The 14,759-nt window shown below is 38.4% G+C and carries 12 protein-coding genes and 1 tRNA gene; 9 read left to right on the top strand and 4 right to left on the bottom strand.

Annotated elements, in window-relative coordinates; translation table 11 throughout:
* Positions 1 to 76: 76 nt before the first annotated feature.
* The gene (locus AC1M9L_RS06470; protein ID WP_481591647.1) at positions 77 to 1,363 is read right to left on the bottom strand and encodes an MFS transporter; all 1,287 of its coding nucleotides are present in this window, start codon (positions 1,361 to 1,363) and stop codon (positions 77 to 79) included.
* Positions 1,364 to 1,500: 137 nt separating this feature from the next.
* Between AC1M9L_RS06470 and AC1M9L_RS06465 the strand changes: the two genes are divergently transcribed.
* From AC1M9L_RS06465 to putP, 5 genes are all read left to right on the top strand, one after another.
* Positions 1,501 to 2,118, top strand: coding sequence for a lysophospholipid acyltransferase family protein (locus tag AC1M9L_RS06465; RefSeq protein WP_481591646.1), 618 nt, complete (start codon positions 1,501 to 1,503; stop codon positions 2,116 to 2,118).
* A 74-nt stretch (positions 2,119 to 2,192) separates the two neighbouring features.
* Positions 2,193 to 3,122: a patatin-like phospholipase family protein gene (locus tag AC1M9L_RS06460; RefSeq protein ID WP_051586590.1), complete on the top strand. Its 930-nt coding sequence runs from the start codon at positions 2,193 to 2,195 to the stop codon at positions 3,120 to 3,122.
* Positions 3,123 to 3,208: 86 nt separating this feature from the next.
* Positions 3,209 to 3,682 carry an NfeD family protein gene (locus AC1M9L_RS06455; RefSeq protein WP_035268023.1) on the top strand — a complete coding sequence of 158 codons (474 nt, stop codon included), beginning with the start codon at positions 3,209 to 3,211 and terminating at the stop codon, positions 3,680 to 3,682.
* A 24-nt stretch (positions 3,683 to 3,706) separates the two neighbouring features.
* Positions 3,707 to 4,561, top strand: a complete 855-nt coding sequence (locus AC1M9L_RS06450; RefSeq protein WP_035268029.1) for an SPFH domain-containing protein — start codon at positions 3,707 to 3,709, stop codon at positions 4,559 to 4,561.
* A gap of 167 nt (positions 4,562 to 4,728) precedes the next feature.
* A complete protein-coding gene (putP, locus tag AC1M9L_RS06445; RefSeq protein ID WP_481591645.1) occupies positions 4,729 to 6,219 on the top strand; it encodes a sodium/proline symporter PutP in 1,491 nt (496 codons plus the stop codon).
* A 36-nt stretch (positions 6,220 to 6,255) separates the two neighbouring features.
* On the opposite strand, the gene AC1M9L_RS06440 is transcribed toward putP, so the two are convergent.
* The 3 genes from AC1M9L_RS06440 to prpF all read right to left on the bottom strand — a co-directional run bounded on the left by AC1M9L_RS06440 (position 6,256) and on the right by prpF (position 9,687).
* Positions 6,256 to 7,167, bottom strand: a complete 912-nt coding sequence (locus tag AC1M9L_RS06440) for a polyprenyl synthetase family protein (protein WP_092767007.1) — start codon at positions 7,165 to 7,167, stop codon at positions 6,256 to 6,258.
* A gap of 135 nt (positions 7,168 to 7,302) precedes the next feature.
* Complete coding sequence (locus tag AC1M9L_RS06435; protein ID WP_051586591.1) at positions 7,303 to 8,265, bottom strand: GGDEF domain-containing protein; 963 nt, start codon at positions 8,263 to 8,265, stop codon at positions 7,303 to 7,305.
* Positions 8,266 to 8,499: 234 nt separating this feature from the next.
* Positions 8,500 to 9,687 carry a 2-methylaconitate cis-trans isomerase PrpF gene (gene prpF, locus AC1M9L_RS06430; RefSeq protein WP_481591644.1) on the bottom strand — a complete coding sequence of 396 codons (1,188 nt, stop codon included), beginning with the start codon at positions 9,685 to 9,687 and terminating at the stop codon, positions 8,500 to 8,502.
* A 322-nt stretch (positions 9,688 to 10,009) separates the two neighbouring features.
* Between prpF and AC1M9L_RS06425 the strand changes: the two genes are divergently transcribed.
* The 4 genes from AC1M9L_RS06425 (at position 10,010) to AC1M9L_RS06410 (ending at position 14,697) form a co-directional block, all read left to right on the top strand.
* Positions 10,010 to 11,359 carry an amino acid permease gene (locus AC1M9L_RS06425; RefSeq protein WP_092767004.1) on the top strand — a complete coding sequence of 450 codons (1,350 nt, stop codon included), beginning with the start codon at positions 10,010 to 10,012 and terminating at the stop codon, positions 11,357 to 11,359.
* A gap of 70 nt (positions 11,360 to 11,429) precedes the next feature.
* Positions 11,430 to 11,505 (top strand) — tRNA-Arg (locus tag AC1M9L_RS06420).
* 219 nt (positions 11,506 to 11,724) lie between these two features.
* Positions 11,725 to 13,014 carry an OmpP1/FadL family transporter gene (locus AC1M9L_RS06415; RefSeq protein ID WP_481591643.1) on the top strand — a complete coding sequence of 430 codons (1,290 nt, stop codon included), beginning with the start codon at positions 11,725 to 11,727 and terminating at the stop codon, positions 13,012 to 13,014.
* A 336-nt stretch (positions 13,015 to 13,350) separates the two neighbouring features.
* Positions 13,351 to 14,697 (top strand): OmpP1/FadL family transporter, encoded by a 1,347-nt coding sequence (locus AC1M9L_RS06410; protein WP_481591642.1) that lies wholly within the window; start codon positions 13,351 to 13,353, stop codon positions 14,695 to 14,697.
* The last annotated feature ends 62 nt before the right edge of the window (positions 14,698 to 14,759 follow it).

Here is a 14,759-nt window from a genome sequence, read left to right as displayed (position 1 = left end):
ATCAACTCTCAGCAATCTCGATTATTCATTTTTATTTCATCCTAAGCATGAAAATGAATAAAAGATAGATTACAGACTAATTCCATTGATGTTTGTTTTGAGCTGTATACCGACTCCATACTAAAATCGGTATGAACAAAAATAATCCTAATATACAGATCAAAATGAGATATGAGGTATAACCGAGCCAATCGCCTAATATGCCACTCACGGTATACAGTGCTCCCGCAATGGAAGCCATCAATGCGACTTGGAAAGTAAAATCTGTTCCTGCAAATTCTTTCCGACTGTATTGCATCACCAAGGTTAGAATAATCACCAATAACATCGCAGCGAACATATCTTCTAAAGCATTGATGATATAGATCCACACGACGTTCAATTCAGAAGGTCGCGCCTCATAATGCGATAACCATGCAAATCCAATGAGACTCAATAATTTAAGCAGTGAAAAAGTAATTAAAGCACTTTGACGCGAATAAAACCTAAGTAGCCAACCTGCAATACCTGCTCCGATCAAAGCAGCAAATGCTCCAAGCATGGTCACATTGACACCAATTTGCGTCTTAGATAGTCCTAAATCGACCAACAATGGTTTAAGAATAGGTCCAGACAATCCATCCGTCACTTTAATGCTACACAATACAAAAAACCAAAGTCTGAGTTCTCGATTTTGAAAAAAATATTTTAAGTAATGACTTAAAGCTTTCACGAAATTTTGAGTTTTAGATGATGAATCATCATCTTGATGATTATTGATACTTTGTGAAGCATGTTGAGGCTCACGATACAATAATACGGGTAGCGTATTAAATGCCACCAAAACAGCCAAGCATAAAAAAGTGGTTTGCCAAGTCAATGCATCTAATACCCACAATATCGCACCGCCTCCCACAATAAAGCCCAATCTTGAACCAATCACTTGGAACATATTGCCTAGATGCTGTTGTTCACCTTTTAGAATATTCACAGCTAAGCCATCGGTTGCTATATCTTGAGTCGCTCCGATACTATTCATCATCAACAATGCCACGAAAAATCCAAAGAGATATTGAGGTTGGTTCAGTGATTGAATGGGGATAAATGATAAGATAACCAGCGTAATCATTGTGAGTAACTGAGTGGGTATAATCCAACTGCGGTAATGCCCTTGATTGAACAAATGATGGCGATCAACCAATGGAGCCCATAAAACTTTGAGTGCCCACGGAGCCATCAGCAATCCAAATCCACCAATATGCGTTAAGGAAACACCTTCAGCACGCAGAATCACGGGCAAAGCATGTGTCATAAATCCTACTGGCAATCCTTGCGCCCAATAGAGTGAAAATAAAAGCACATACATCTTGGTATTTGGTGACATGAAAGAGGTGTCCTGCAACTGATGTTTTCTTAATCAATCCGTATTGAGATGTCCTTGTCACTTGATTCTTATTCTGCCAATGTATCTCATACACAAGGTCTTTATAATAAGTTTAAAAAGCAATTATACAACGCACAATGAACAATAGATTTCCAAAATTACCATCACAAGTTCCTCAACGCGGTTCAACGTTGAGTCGAGCAGCGTTCAAACAGCTTTATCTTCGACAAGGCTGGTCTTTTGAAGGAGAATTTCCAAATTTTCCCAAAGCTGTCGCAATTGTGTCCCCGCATACATCAAATTATGATGGACTGTATGCCTTTCTCGCGATGCTTGGCATTGGCATTGAAGTCACAATCTTTGGAAAAGATAGTCTGTTCAAATCTCCACTCAAACATTTACTCAAATGGATCGGGGTGATTCCGGTAAAACGCGATACCCCCCAAGGCTTGACTCAACAAATTGTTCAAGCTATTCATGAACGAGATAAAATTTGGGTGGCAATGGCACCTGAAGGTACACGAAAAAGTGCTAAAAAGATTCGCAGCGGTTTTTATCACATTGCCTTAGGTGCAAATATACCAGTGGTAATGTTTGCATTTGACTATGATCATAAAGTCATACGATGTTTAGGAAGCCTTGAAATGACGGGAGACTATGAATCTGATCTGCACAAAATATTAGAATATTATCGTGGAAAAATTTCTCCTAAAAATATAAGTCGTTTAGCATTACCCTTTAAAGAACTTTTGTAAAAATGCTAGAAAAATAGACAGCAATCTGTTGAGATATGCCTAAAATTTTGACACTTTTTAACAGATTAATGTCTATGTCATTGCTCCTCAATCTTCCCAAAATCAGCTTCATTGGCCTGAGTTTATTGGCGCTATCAGGCTGTAACTCTACTGTAAAAAATCCTACACAATCCACTCAAATTCAAGCACGCGAGCCAGTGATCGCCATTGCTCTAGGCGGTGGTGGTGCAAAAGGTTTTGCGCATATTGGTGTATTAAAGGTTTTAGAATCTCATGGTATAAAACCCAAAATTGTTACGGGTACAAGTGCTGGAAGTTTTGTCGGTAGTATTTATGCTTCAGGCAAATCTCCCTATCAACTACAGCAAATTGCACTTCAGCTGAAAGAGTCCGATATTCGTGATTTAACTTTAAATCGACAGGGTGTGGTCCTCGGTCAAAAGCTCCAAGATTATGTCAATCGACAGGTTGGGAACAAACCGATTGAACAATTCCCGATTCGATTTGCTGCAGTTGCCACACGTTTAGATAATGGTAAACGCGCTGATTTCGTCAAAGGTAATACAGGTCAAGCCGTAAGAGCGTCATGTAGTATCCCTAACGTCTTTGTTCCAACAACGATTGGCAAAACCAAATATGTTGATGGTGGACTCGTGAGTCCAATTCCAGTTCAAACTGCCAAAAATATGGGTGCAGATATTGTGATAGCAGTTGATATTTCTGCACGCCCTGCAGGCAATAAGCCGATGAGCATGTGGGGACTGTTGGATCAAACGATTAATATTATGGGTCAACAAAGTATCAATACTGAACTCAATGCAGCTACAGTCGTGATTCAGCCAAAAGTTGGCCATTTAGGAACTTTGGATTTGAAAGCCAGCAATGAGGCAATACTTGAAGGTGAGAAAGCAGCGCAACTGAAAATTAAATCAATAGATACCGCAATTGCCAATTTCAAAAAATCTCCTGCTGCTTTCAAACCTGCACCAACAGCTCGCTTTTAAGCATTTTTTATAGGCTTCTCTGCCCTAGTCTGTTATCTTGATATAGATGTTTTCGTCTATAACAAGATAACGATTAGAGTAGATGTATGGACTTATTGATTGAACCTTGGCATTGGTTTGTATTAGGTATTTTGCTCATCCTGTCTGAGCTCATTTTACCGGCCTTTGCTGCACTGTGGTTTGGTATAGCTGCAGTCATTATTAGCATACTCGTGTGGCTATTTCCTTCTATGGGGCTTCCAACTCAAATTATTTTATGGGTTGTACTATCGATTTCATGTACGGTGGTTTGGTTTAAATTTATTAAACCACTTTCCGTTGATAAGACTAAAGCGGGTCTCTCACGTGAAGCGACAATCGGACAAGTTGGGATGGTGATTCAAATTGGTCATGAACCTGAATTGGTCAAAGTTCGTTTTCAGCTTCCAGTTCTAGGCTCTGACGAATGGAATTGCAGAACACTGAGCCTTGTTCAGGTCGGTGATCGTGTCAGAGTTACAGATATTTTAGGTAATGAGCTGGTCGTTCAAGCGCACAATAACCTCAACTCACCGTTATAAACAATAATTCTTAAAGGAGTAGAAATGTCTGGTTCAATTATTGCCATCGCATTTTTGGCATTCGTCGGGATCACTATTTTTAAAGGGGTTCGTATTGTTCCTCAAGGCTATAAATGGATCGTACAACGTCTGGGTAAATACCATACAACCTTAAGTCCAGGTCTAAACTTTGTGATTCCTTATGTTGATGAAGTCGCATATAAAGTCACGACAAAAGATATCGTTCTCGATATTCCATCTCAGGAAGTGATTACAAGAGATAACGCAGTTCTTTTAATGAACGCTGTTGCCTATATCAACATTACTACACCAGAAAAAGCAGTCTACGGTATCGAAAACTATACTTGGGCAATCCAAAACCTTGTCCAAACTTCTTTACGTTCAATCGTCGGTGAAATGGACTTGGATGATGCTTTATCTTCACGTGATCACATTAAAGCGAAGCTAAAAGCAGCAATTTCTGATGATATTTCAGATTGGGGAATTACGCTTAAAACGGTTGAAATCCAAGATATTCAACCATCAGGTACAATGCAATCCGCAATGGAAGCCCAAGCCGCAGCTGAACGTCAGCGTCGTGCGACAGTGACACGTGCTGATGGTGAAAAACAAGCTGCGATTCTTGAAGCTGAAGGTCGTCTTGAAGCATCACGTCGCGATGCTGAGGCTCAAGTTGTACTCGCTGAAGCTTCAGAAAAAGCCATTAATATGGTTACCAATGCCGTAGGCGACAAAGAGATCCCTGTCGCTTATCTACTTGGTGAACAATATGTAAAAGCAATGCAGGATATGGCTAAATCTAATAATGCTAAAACTGTGGTATTGCCTGCTGACATTATGAATACGATTCGTGGGGTAATGGGTCGTAATAATCCTTAAATCGCTCAAACACTCTTCAAAATTTAAAAGGCAGCTTCGGCTGCCTTTGTTATTGATATGACTCAAGATTCAATTCTTCAGCATTTATTTTAAATTTATGGTTAAATTTCGCATCCTGAAAGATTGCATGAAAACAATCTATCGTCTAACTGCATCATGGAAATTGTATGAGCACCTTTGATCCCACCTTAATCACTTTCTTGTTCTATATTGTCGCCATGGTCGTGATTGGTTTAATCGCGTATCGAGCGACCACGAACTTTTCAGATTATATTTTGGGTGGACGACGCTTGGGAAGTTTTGTAACAGCCCTTTCAGCTGGTGCTTCTGACATGAGTGGCTGGTTACTTATGGGTTTGCCAGGTGCTATTTATCTTTCCGGTCTATCAGAAATGTGGATTGCAATTGGTTTAATTATTGGTGCATGGCTCAACTGGCTGTTAGTGGCAGGACGTCTCAGAGTTCATACTGAAGTTCAACACAATGCCCTTACACTCCCAGATTACTTTTCCAATCGTTTTAATGATCAGAAAAAAATTCTACGAATCGTTTCTGCATTTGTCATTTTAATCTTCTTTGCCATTTATTGTGCTTCAGGCATGGTGGCAGGCGCTCGATTATTTGAAAGTATGTTTGATCTTTCTTACAGCACTGCCCTTTGGATTAGTGCAATTGCAACGATCAGTTACGTTTTTATTGGTGGGTTCTTAGCTGTTTCTTGGACAGACACCATCCAAGCGGGATTAATGTTTTTTGCCTTATTGCTTACCCCCATCGTGGCTTTACTGACTTTTTCCGATTTATCTCAAGTGAATCTAGCACTTGAAGCAGCGCGACCAGAAGCAAGCAGTTTAATGGGTAACTTAAGTACCGTCGCAATTATTTCATTACTGGCTTGGGGTTTAGGCTATTTCGGACAACCTCATATTCTCGTACGTTTTATGGCTGCTGATTCAGTTAAATCGATTCCTAATGCTCGTCGTATTGGTATGACTTGGATGATTCTGTGCCTTGGTGGTGCAGTGGCTGCTGGATATGTCGGTATTGCTTATTTTCAGCAAAATCCACAGTTCGCTAATATTGTGAATGCTAACCCTGAAACTGTATTTATGGAGTTAACGAAAGTTCTATTTAACCCATGGATCGCCGGCATTGTATTAGCTGCCATTTTGGCTGCGGTAATGAGTACATTGAGTTGTCAACTTCTTGTTTGTTCAAGCACTTTAACCGAAGATTTTTATAAATCTTTCATCCGTAAAACTGCTTCTCAAAAAGAACTGGTTTGGGTGGGTCGCTTGATGGTGCTACTGATTGCTTTACTTGCGATTGTTTTAGCGTCAAACCCTGAATCTAAAGTACTTGGTCTAGTTGCCTACGCTTGGGCAGGCTTTGGGGCAGCATTTGGCCCGCTCATTATTCTGTCTTTATTCTGGAAACGCATGACATTAAATGGCGCTTTGGCGGGGATGATCATTGGTGCAGTGACCGTTATTGTATGGAAAAATATTTGGGCTGATACTGGAATCTATGAAATCATTCCTGGCTTTATTTGCTCCCTCATCGCAATCATTGTTGTGAGTTTATTAGGTAAGCAACCGACCTCAGATGTTACTGACCGATTTGACGAAGCAGACCGATTATATAAAGCGACAAAATAACAAATGAAAAAGAGGACTTTCAGTCCTCTTTTTTTTTTAACTTTTTCGAGCAAGTAAAAAAGCTGAAATCTGCTTAAGTTCAGATGCCGAATCACCAAAATAATCTAAAGCACTAATGGCTTGCTGATGAAGCTTATTTGCATATTCTTTTGCAGCATCTAAGCCCAATAAAGCTGGGTATGTTGATTTTTCGACAAGTTCATCTTTTCCAGCGGTCTTTCCAAGCGTTTCAGTATCCGAAACTATATCTAAAATATCATCTTGTACTTGAAATGCTAAACCTAATGCCTGACCAAATTCACGCAATTTCGGTATTCCTGCATCTACACCGTCCATCACTGTCACTGCTGACATCATGATTGCGGCCTGAATCAGTGCACCAGTTTTATTACGATGAATATTTTCCAATGCTTCCTGATCAATTTTCTTGCCTTCCGCTTGCAAATCTAGGACTTGACCACAAACCATCTTAGAAGATGATGTCGCCAATATCTGCATTTGCTTCAACACAATAGAAGGATCTACAGTGACTTGTGTATCAAAAAGGCGACTTCCTAAAACCTCAAATGCCATCGACTGCAAGATATCTCCCGCAAGTAGTGCTGTATCTTCACCATATGCAACATGACAAGTTGGTTGACCACGACGCAACAAATCATTATCCATACATGGTAAGTCGTCATGAGCAAGTGAATAGCAATGAATTAACTCGACTGCAACTGCTGCACGTCGCACAGCAGCAAAATTTTTATGATCTTCACTTAATTCTGCTGTTGCATACGCTAAAGCTGGACGAACCCTTTTTCCACCTAACATGACTGCATGATTTACAGCACTTTTCAATGGCTCTGGAATGAAAAATGCATCTAGGGCAATTTTCAGATCCTGTTGGATTTGCTGTTGAGCACGTTGTAATACTTCGCTATTCACAGAGATATGTACTGTCACTGCCGTCTTTGAACCTCAAGTTATACCGTTTCATGTCGGTATATATAAAATTGTCCTTATTCTACAACCAATTGTGATTGCTACAAAACACAATGCTGATTTGTTTTATTTAGTGATAGTTTAAATGAAGAGTGACTATTCATCTAACACATGAATCGAGTTTCGACCCAATACATGTGCAATGTCAACAGCACGATCTAAGGTTTCTAATATTTGCTTTTCTGAGTACATTTTCTGGCAATTAGGATGAAAAATCCCAATCGCACACGTGAGTACCTCATCCTCTTGAGGATCGAAATAAATTTTTTCACGGACCAATGTTTGTTTTAGGCGTTCAGCAATGGTGAGAATTTTCCAAGGAGTCGATTCTTGAATCACCAAGATAAAACTTGCAGAATTCAAACGATAGACTTCTGCTAAATCTTGATTCAACTCCTCTTTAATCAGAGATCCAATACGACTCAAAATTTCATCGCCAATGGTATAACTATTGAGCTGATTAAACTTTTTAAAATTTTCGACTTCAAACTTGATAAAAGAATAATTTTTCCGCTCTTGAATAAGGAAGCGATCTTTTAAAAACTGTTCAAATGCCAGCTTATTGTTCATCCCAGTCACAGGGTCCAAATATAGCTCTTCAAACAACCTTTTATTATTTTGGATCAAGACACGTTCACGTCTTTTCAATTTTGTTATATCTGCACATACGATCAACACGCAATCCAAAGAGGATGATTTATCTCTTAAAGCACTAAAATAAATTTGAAAAAAATGCCCTTTTGAATAGAACTCATTTTCAATTTTGTATAAACGTGAATCATTTCGAAACAATTGCAGCGCATCTTGAAATAATTGGTAAACCGTCGTTGATACAAAACCTAATTTCTTTCCGAGTAAATAGAGTGCATCACTCTCATAGATATCAGCAAATAATTGATTTGCACTAATAAATACACCATCATGCTGAACTAGCGCCACAGGCACAGGGATTTTGGCAATCACAGATACCAAATCTAATTTATTTGTAGCATGAATTTGGTTTAGAAACTCTTGATCAATCTTGGGCGTATCCTGCTCAAAATTATTATCCTTCTTCATTGGTCTTTCTCATTTTAATTATTCGTGGAGCGAAGGCTATTCAGCAACTTAATTTTATGAATTCGGTGAATATAATCACGTTGACTTATTTCCTTAATATAACATGTCAAAATTGTCATAGTCTCAATTATTTATGAGTGAATCGTACTGTTAGTAATGCTTTCAGGCTAATTTAGTATACTTATCACATATTTTAAGCGCGTAAAAAAACCACTCGAAAGTGGTTTTTTTATTTTAAAACGTATCGCCAGGAATTCGCACCCATCCTTCCATGAGTACTCGAGCACTGCGACTCATAATGGCCTTTTTTACCGTCCATTGCTCATTAATTTTCTCCGCTTCAGCGCCCACTCTGAGTGTTCCAGAAGGATGCCCAAATCTGACTGATTTTTTTTCACCACCACCTGAGGCTAAATTGACTAATGTTCCAGGAATTGCAGCAGCGGTTCCAATCGCTACAGCTGCGGTTCCCATCATGGCATGGTGTAGTTTACCCATAGATAAAGCACGAACCGTCAAGTCGATCTCATCAGCGTGTACTGCTTTTCCGCTAGATGAGATGTAATTTTTAGGCGCAGATACAAATGCAATTTTAGGTGTATGCTGACGTTGAACCGCTTCATCAATATGCTGAATAATACCCATCTTTACAGCACCATAAGCACGAATTTTTTCAAACTTGGCCAAGGCCTCGACATCATTATTGATATGATCCTGAAGTTCAGTTCCTTCATACCCTAAGTCTGAAGCACACATAAAAATAGTTGGAATACCCGCATTAATCAGCGTCACCTGAAAGCGACCAATATCTGGAACTTCCAGCTCATCAACCACATTTCCTGTGGGAAACATGGCAGCCCCATCCTCTCCATCATCTGCGGGATCTAAAAACTCTATTTGCACCTCAGCAGCTGGAAATGTTACCCCATCAAGCTCGAAATCACCTGTTTCCTGAACCTGACCATTTGTGATTGGGACATGCGCGATAATCGATTTCTGGATATTGACCTGCCAAATCTTTACCGTACAAATCCCATTCTCTGGAATCTTTTCTGCACTCACGAGACCATTTGAAATCGCAAATGAGCCTACTGCTGCCGTAAGATTGCCACAGTTGCCACTCCAATCGACAAATGGTCGATCAATCGCAACCTGTCCAAAAAGATAATCTACATCATGATCAGATTGAGCGCTTTTAGAGAGAATGACTGTCTTACTGGTACTAGATGAAGCACCACCCATTCCATCGATTTGTTTGCCATAAGGATCAGGGCTTCCTATCACACGTAATAAGATCTGATCTCTTGCTTTACCTGGAACTTGAGCTTCTTTAGGTAAATCATTTAAGTTAAAGAAAACACCTTTACTCGTTCCTCCACGCATATAAGTGGCTGGAATTTTAATTTGTGGTGTTGAACTCATAGCTCATTCCTTCTCTTTTAATATTTGTTATCAATCGTGATTTTTAGTTCAACACAGTATAAATGATTTTTTATGTGAACATGAGCACTTAACACTATGGTATGAATTTCCATCAATTACGATAGATTAAATTTAATTCACTCTCATAAAAACAAATTCTAATAAAATTAAATGATTGATTAAAAAATAATTAAATAATTTTTCTATAATAATTTTATTTTATTTAAATCATAAAAAACATTCATGAACGCTGACGTACTAGGCTAATGCAATTTGATCTATTACAATCTTGTAACTTATTTCAATCGTCGGGCTGAATACTTTGAATAACAAGTCTTCACAACTTCAGCGTGGCTTAAAGAATCGTCATATCCAATTAATCGCTATGGGTGGTGCAATTGGTACAGGCTTATTTTTAGGTTCCGCACACGTGATCCAATCTGCCGGCCCATCTATTATTTTGGGTTATGCAATTGGTGGTTTAATCGCTTTTTTAATTATGCGCCAATTAGGCGAAATGATTGTTCATGAACCTGTTGCAGGATCATTTAGTCATTTTGCAAATAAATATTGGGGTAAGTTTCCTGGATTTCTAGCAGGTTGGAACTATTGGATTCTTTATATTTTGGTCGCGATGACCGAATTAACAGCTGTTGCAAAATATATTAACTATTGGTGGCCTCACATTCCTGCTTGGTCATCAGTTCTTTTTTTCTTTATTATCATTACCTTAGTTAACCTATGTAATGTTAAATTTTATGGAGAATCAGAGTTTTGGCTGTCTATTATTAAAGTAGCAGCTGTCGTGTCGATGATTATCTTCGGTCTATTCTTGTTGTTTACAGCAGGATCTGACTCTACTGCATCATTCAGTAATCTTTGGACTCACGGTGGTTTCTTCCCTCATGGATTCGAAGGTTTATTCTTCATGTTGGCATTCCTGATGTTCGCCTTTGGTGGTATTGAACTGATTGGTATGGCAGCAGCTGAGGCTGAAAATCCAGAGAAAACGATTCCTAAAGCAATTAATCAAGTTGTTTTCCGTATTCTGATTTTCTATGTTGGGTCGCTTACAATTCTTCTTTCTTTAGTTCCATGGAATCAACTGCAACTTGGTGGTCTAGATAAAAGTCCATTCGTAATGATCTTCAGTCAACTGGGTATTGATTGGGCTGCTCACCTGCTCAACTTTATTATTTTGACTGCTGCACTATCAGTATATAACAGTGGAATGTACGCGAATAGCCGTATGCTTTTTGGTTTAGCGAAACAAGGGAATGCCCCTAAAATTTTTGAAAAAACCAATAAACAAGGTGTACCTGTTCCTGCTGTATTGTTGTCAGCAGTGTTAATTTTCGGATGTGTTTTATTAAACTATTTTGCACCTGAAGATGCTTTAAGTAATTTAATTTATATTGTTGTTGGTGCTCTAGTACTTAACTGGGCGATGATTGCGTTGACTCACTTGAAATTTAAACAAGCGATGAAACTGTCAAATACCACTTCAAAATTTCCTGCTCTATGGTCACCAGCCAGTAACTATTTGGTTCTTGGGTTTATTATTGTCGTGCTTTACATCATGTGGACTCAGGGCTTAAGCGGTGCTGTGATCATGATTCCGATCTGGATTATCCTGATGTTGGTATTATTTAAATTACTTTACCGAAAATAGTAAGACGCATTAAAAAAGTTATTGCTAAGCAATAACTTTTTTTCAAAAATTTATTTGATCAGATTAGTATGCGTCCTTAGCTTAACTGGATAGAGCAGTTGCCTCCTAAGTGACCGGCGTGGGTTCGAGTCCCGCAGGGCGCACCATTTTCTGAGATTAATACACTTATCAACAAATTGACCCAAAATAAAAAAAATAATGTCATTTCAGTCAAATTTTTGTTGCATCTCATTACCTTTATGATATGTTGTTTGTAGAGCAAAAAATAAACATTTAAGCATAAATCGTTTATTTATCAGCTCTTAAGGAAATAACTAAAAAAATTCTATTAAATTAAAAATTCACATTATCTAAGGATAGATAACATGAAATTAAAAACCATCAGTGCATCTGTATTATTTGCTTTATTACCGATTTCTGGGGCTTATGCAGCCGCAATGGATCGCTCAGGTCAATCGATAGGAGCATTTTTACAACCAAATAACTACTTTGAAGCTGGTATCTCCATTATTGACCCTTCAGTTGGAGGTATTACAACAGATGGAGATAGAGTTTCAGATATGGCTGAAGATTACTACTTCCCAAGCGCAGCTTTAAAATTACAACTGAATGAAAACTTCTCATTTGGTTTACTTTACGATCAACCATTCGGTGCTGCAGCAGACTATACTGATGGAGGCAAATATACAGGTACCAATGTAAAAGTTAATTCGAATAATATTTCTGCCATAGTTGGTTTTCAACCAAATGAGCAGTTAAATTTTTATGCTGGGGGCGTCTATCAAGATGTGAGAGGCAATCTAACACTATCAAGTCTTGAAAACTATCAAGCTAATTTTAAACGGGACGAGGGGTATGGCTGGTTAGCTGGTTTCGCTTTTCAAATCCCAGAGATCGCCTTAAAGCTATCAATTACTTATCGCTCTGAAATTGATCACGAATTAGAAACTAAAGAATCATTAAACGGAATAATAAATCTATACAATAGTCCTAGTGTACAGCTTTTAGCCCCTTTAGCTAGTAACTTATTAAGTACAATGGATTTATTAGGAGTTAATGAATTACAGCCAATCCCAGGTACTACAGTTACTCGTGAACAAGCTCAACTTGTTGCTGGCTTGAATCAGCTTGATGCGGCAGGTTTATTAGAGCCAAACCTGCCATCAAAAGATACTAAAATATCTACACCACAATCTGTTAATTTAGATTTCCAAACTGGTATCATGGCCAATACAGTCGCATTTGCGAATGTGCGCTGGGTTGAATGGGGCGGCATGAAAATTGATATCGAGCAATTTAGAAATCTCTCTGCAGGCTTAACAGGCACTCCTCAATACATTATAGAATATGATAAAGATCAATGGTCTGCCACAGTTGGTGTTGGGCGTAAAATTAATGAAAAATGGAGTGGTGCTCTTTCTGCTGGCTGGGACTCAGGTGCTGGCAATCCTGTTACCGCACTTGGCCCTACAGAAGGTTATTGGAATTTTGGTTTAAGTGCTCAGTTTAGCCCTACCCCTGCAACCTTTATCGGTGGTGGCGTAAAATATTTCTTATTAGGAGATGCTGATGGCCGATCAGCTGGTCGACCAGTCGGCAAATTTGAAGACAACGATGCTTGGGCATATGGACTAAAAATGGGTTATCGTTTCTAAACTCTATTCATTTTTTGAAGAGCACTTAAGTGCTCTTTTTTATTTAATCATGAATGCCATTGACTGACTGTATAGTTCATTTACGTATTAACCATAAGATAGTGTCGTTCAAAATTAAATAACTCATAAATTCAATAATTTATATAAAAAATAAAATTCCTATTATTTTTATCAGAATTAAAATTCAATTATAAATTTATTTCCTTAGAGTATTTACTCTGATTCTTAATGTGTTATTTTGTGAACATAAGATTTAGGATCAGTTTAAGATAACTAATCCTCAATTCAATTGGAAAATACAAAATAATTCATTGAAGAAGATCAGGGAAAATTCAAGTGAAATTAACAAAATTATCAGTTGCTGTAATACTCGGTTTTGCATCATCAGGCTCTTTTGCTGCTGCTTTAGATCGTTCTGGACAATCTATTTCATCATTCCTTCAACCAGGAAATTACTTTGAAGCTGGCATCTCAATTTTAGATCCTTCAGTTTCTGGTAAAGATACCAATGGCACATCTACAGGTGATATGGCTGGAGATTATTACTTCCCTTCTGCCGCACTCAAAATCCAAGCAACAGATAAAATTTCAGTAGGTTTAATTTACGATCAACCTTTTGGTGCTGATGCAGAATATACAGGAAAAAATAATTTTGTCGCTGGTATCTCTGATGGCGTTTTACCAGGAACTAGTTTAACTAATGGTCTACCTGTTGTAACAAGTACTCCAAATGGAACTCCTGTTATTACTCACCCTGTAACTGAAGAGCCTATTGCCATTGCTTTAGGAACCCCTATTACTGGCAATACTTCTGTTGAAGTTGATACTCAAAACTTATCACTGATTTTAGGCTATCAACCTACAGAAAATTTCAACTTCTATGGTGGTGCTGTCTATCAAACAGTTAAAGGTGACGTAAAACTTCGTGGTTCTGCATATAGTCTATTTAATGGTTATGATGCGGATATTCCTGAAGACAATGCATTCGGATGGTTAGCTGGAGCTGCTTATCAAATTCCTGAAATTGCACTTAAAGCATCGATTACTTATCGTTCTGAAATTGATCATAAAGTCAATGTCAATGAAAGTATTCCTCTCATTTCACCTTTAGGTACTTTGCTGGCTCCAGGATTACCTGCAGGTGCACTTGCAGCCCTAAGCTCTAAAGGTGAAACAAAGATTACAACACCTCAATCAGTTAACTTAGATCTACAATCTGGGATCATGGCTAATACTGTGGCATTTGCTAATATCCGCTGGGTTGATTGGTCAAATTTTGCAATTCAACCTCATCAATTTGGTAATCTTTCTAAATTAGCTGGTAGTTTATTACCTGCTCTTGGTAAACCAGATGGATTTAATCTAGTTGATTACTCTAAAGATCAGTGGTCAGTTACCACAGGCGTAGGTCGGAAATTTAACGAACAATGGGCTGGTAATGTATCTGTTGGATGGGACTCTGGTGCAGGCAATCCTGTAACGACACTTGGACCAACAGAAGGTTATTGGAACGTAGGTTTAGGTCTTCAATATAGCCCTACTCCAGCAACGTTCATTGCAGGCGGTGTTAAGTACTTCTGGCTAGGTGATGCTGATGCTCAGACAGGTGCACATAGTGCAGCAGGAAAGTTTGAAGACAATGACGCTTTAGCTTATGGTCTTAAAATCGGCTATAAATTCTAATCATTCGTCAATAAAAAAAGACCACAATCATGTGGTCTTTTTTTATTTTTATACAAGTATAA

It is taken from the genome of Acinetobacter sp. ANC_7511 (assembly GCF_056779975.1).
The sequence above is the reverse complement of the archived record's forward strand: the minus strand, read 5'-3'. Positions and strand labels throughout refer to the sequence as shown.

What these genes read in the sequence shown, in the direction of transcription:
- AC1M9L_RS06470 (WP_481591647.1), bottom strand. Translation starts at nt 1,363, where the DNA reads ATGTCACCAAATACCAAGATGTATGTGCTTTTATTTTCACTCTATTGG.
- AC1M9L_RS06465 (WP_481591646.1), top strand. Translation starts at nt 1,501, where the DNA reads ATGAACAATAGATTTCCAAAATTACCATCACAAGTTCCTCAACGCGGT.
- AC1M9L_RS06460 (WP_051586590.1), top strand. Translation starts at nt 2,193, where the DNA reads ATGTCATTGCTCCTCAATCTTCCCAAAATCAGCTTCATTGGCCTGAGT.
- AC1M9L_RS06455 (WP_035268023.1), top strand. Translation starts at nt 3,209, where the DNA reads ATGGACTTATTGATTGAACCTTGGCATTGGTTTGTATTAGGTATTTTG.
- AC1M9L_RS06450 (WP_035268029.1), top strand. Translation starts at nt 3,707, where the DNA reads ATGTCTGGTTCAATTATTGCCATCGCATTTTTGGCATTCGTCGGGATC.
- putP (WP_481591645.1), top strand. Translation starts at nt 4,729, where the DNA reads ATGAGCACCTTTGATCCCACCTTAATCACTTTCTTGTTCTATATTGTC.
- AC1M9L_RS06435 (WP_051586591.1), bottom strand. Translation starts at nt 8,265, where the DNA reads ATGAAGAAGGATAATAATTTTGAGCAGGATACGCCCAAGATTGATCAA.
- prpF (WP_481591644.1), bottom strand. Translation starts at nt 9,687, where the DNA reads ATGAGTTCAACACCACAAATTAAAATTCCAGCCACTTATATGCGTGGA.
- AC1M9L_RS06415 (WP_481591643.1), top strand. Translation starts at nt 11,725, where the DNA reads ATGAAATTAAAAACCATCAGTGCATCTGTATTATTTGCTTTATTACCG.